This is a genomic window from Armatimonas sp. (assembly GCF_031410135.1).
In the GTDB taxonomy this organism is placed as follows: domain Bacteria; phylum Armatimonadota; class Armatimonadia; order Armatimonadales; family Armatimonadaceae; genus Armatimonas.
The window spans coordinates 1-2067 of sequence record NZ_JANNYP010000310.1; the positions used below are offsets into that span (position 1 = coordinate 1).

4 protein-coding genes and 1 pseudogene are annotated in these 2067 nt (G+C 56.5%); 4 read left to right on the plus strand and 1 reads right to left on the minus strand.

Annotated elements, in window-relative coordinates:
• From rpsQ to rplE, 4 genes are all read left to right on the plus strand, one after another.
• On the plus strand, positions 1-218 hold a 218-nt coding region (rpsQ, locus tag RMO15_RS11155), incomplete at its 5' end, for a 30S ribosomal protein S17 (protein WP_309712058.1).
• Positions 219-334: 116 nt separating this feature from the next.
• Positions 335-712 (plus strand): 50S ribosomal protein L14, encoded by a 378-nt coding sequence (rplN, locus tag RMO15_RS11160; RefSeq protein WP_309712061.1) that lies wholly within the window; start codon positions 335-337, stop codon positions 710-712.
• The gene (rplX, locus tag RMO15_RS11165; protein ID WP_309712064.1) at positions 712-1056 is read left to right on the plus strand and encodes a 50S ribosomal protein L24; all 345 of its coding nucleotides are present in this window, start codon (positions 712-714) and stop codon (positions 1054-1056) included. The genes rplN and rplX overlap by 1 nt, the downstream gene beginning before the upstream one ends.
• Before the next feature lie 127 nt (positions 1057-1183).
• Positions 1184-1786 (plus strand): 50S ribosomal protein L5, encoded by a 603-nt coding sequence (gene rplE, locus RMO15_RS11170; protein WP_309712066.1) that lies wholly within the window; start codon positions 1184-1186, stop codon positions 1784-1786.
• A 67-nt stretch (positions 1787-1853) separates the two neighbouring features.
• Here rplE and RMO15_RS11175 read toward each other — a convergent pair.
• Positions 1854-2067 (minus strand): annotated as a pseudogene (locus RMO15_RS11175) (glutamate dehydrogenase); the annotation flags it as partial.

The window sequence follows — 2067 nt, forward strand, 5'->3', positions numbered from 1 at the left end:
TGACGAGTGATGCAATGGACAAGACAATTGTCGTGACCATTACAACCCTCAAGCCCCACCCGCTCTATGGACGAACCCTGCGCCGTTCGCGCAAGTTCAAGGCACATGATGAGACCAACGATGCCCACACGGGTGACACGGTCGAGATCATGGAGTGCCGTCCCATGTCGAAGGAAAAGCGCTGGCGTCTTGTTCGAGTGATCGAGCGAGCCAAGTAAGGCCCCCTGCCCCCGCCCAGCGGGGGAGAAGAGGGTAGTTCACGTCGCAGATTGCGATAAGCGTCTGGATAGGGCTGAGGGATTCAGCCCTATTGCTGCGCTAAGGAGAGTTTGAAATGATTCAGCAATATACCCGCCTGAAGGCAGCGGACAACTCGGGAGCGCGCTCGCTTCTGTGTATCCGTGTGCTTAAGGGCTCGACCACGAAAGTCGGACATGTCGGTGATGTGATTGTCGCCGCCGTGAAGTCCGCCACCCCGAACTCCAACGTCAAAAAAGGCGATGTGGTGAAGGCCGTGATCGTCCGCACCAAGCAGCCCATCAAGCGCAGCGATGGTTCGACCATTCGCTTCGATGAGAATGCCGCTGTGGTACTCAACAACAACCTGGAGCCGCGTGGCACCCGTGTCTTTGGCCCGGTGGCTCGTGAGATGCGTGACTCCAATATCTCGGGTGGGATGAAGATCGTCTCGCTCGCGCCGGAGGTGCTGTAATGGCAGTTAAGAAGGCATTTGAAGGCAAGCTCTTCATTAGAAAGACCGATACCGTGGTTGTGATCGCGGGTAAAGATAAGGGCCGCACCGGCGAGGTGACGCGTACCTATCCGAAGACCGGTAAGGTTCTTGTGACGGGTATCAATATCGTCACCAAGCACCAAAAGGGACAGCCGTCTGCGGCGAACCCGAACCCAACGGGCGAGCGTATCGAGGTCGAGGCCCCGATCCTGGCCTGTAAAGTGGCGCTGATCAACAAGGACGGCAAGCCGACCCGTATTCGTGTCGAAGTACGTGATGGTAAGAAAGTCCGCGTCGCTGTCAAGGGCGGCGAGGTAATTTAGTACCCTCCTCCCCCTGCCCCCTCCTCCCAATCCTGGGAGGAAGGTTCGGGAGGAGGGGAATATCCCCCTTGCACTTTTTTGGGGTGCGGGGAGCTGACTCGGTTGGAACCGAGAAAGGAATTTGTTTATGTCTGGTTACAAGGCTCGTCTACAAGAGCGCTATGAAAAAGAAGTTGTCACGTCGTTGATGAAGCAGTTTGGCTACAAGAATATCAACGAAGTGCCTCGTTTAGAGAAAATTGTCCTGAACATGGGCGTCGGTGAGGCCGGTCGAACCGGTGGTGATCCGAAGCTCTTGGACAATGCGATCAAGGATCTGGCGGCTCTTTCCGGTCAGAAGCCTGCGGTCTGTGTGGCGAAGAAATCCGTCGCAAACTTCCGTCTTCGTGAAGGCGCTAAGATCGGCTGCAAAGTCACGCTGCGTGGAGCCCGAATGTGGGAGTTTTTAGACAAGCTTCTAAACGTCACCCTGCCCCGTGTTCGTGACTTCCAGGGTGTCAATCCGAACTCTTTCGATGGCCGTGGCAACTTCGCGATGGGGATGAAAGAGCAGCTGACCTTCCCGGAAATTAGCTACGATCAGATTGACAAGATTCGTGGTATGGACATCATCATGGTGACCACCGCCAGCAAGGACGAAGAAGCACGCTATCTTCTCTTCCAGCTCGGAATGCCGTTCCGCTCCAGCGCCAATGCTGGTCCCAGCGGTGCAACCAAGCTCGAACTGTAAGATACTCTCTAACTTTCGCCCACCCCTACCCTCCGCCAAGCGGGAGGTAGGGGTGGGCTTTTTGTTTTTACGGGAAGATTCCCAGAGCCGTGATGGCTTCTGCGACGCGGCCCACCCCGACGATGTAGGCGGCGGTTCTGAGGTCGCAGTTGTGCTTCTTGGCGGCGGCGTTGACTTGGCCGAAGGCGCGGACCATGATCTGCTCCAGTTTGGCATTGACCTCGCCCTCGCTCCAGAAGAACGACTGGAGACCCTGCACCCACTCGAAGTAGCTCACCGTG

Bases quoted from the DNA above. Each gene is read 5' to 3' on its own strand.
- rplE (WP_309712066.1), top strand. From the start codon at position 1,184: ATGTCTGGTTACAAGGCTCGTCTACAAGAGCGCTATGAAAAAGAAGTT.
- rplX (WP_309712064.1), top strand. From the start codon at position 712: ATGGCAGTTAAGAAGGCATTTGAAGGCAAGCTCTTCATTAGAAAGACC.
- rplN (WP_309712061.1), top strand. From the start codon at position 335: ATGATTCAGCAATATACCCGCCTGAAGGCAGCGGACAACTCGGGAGCG.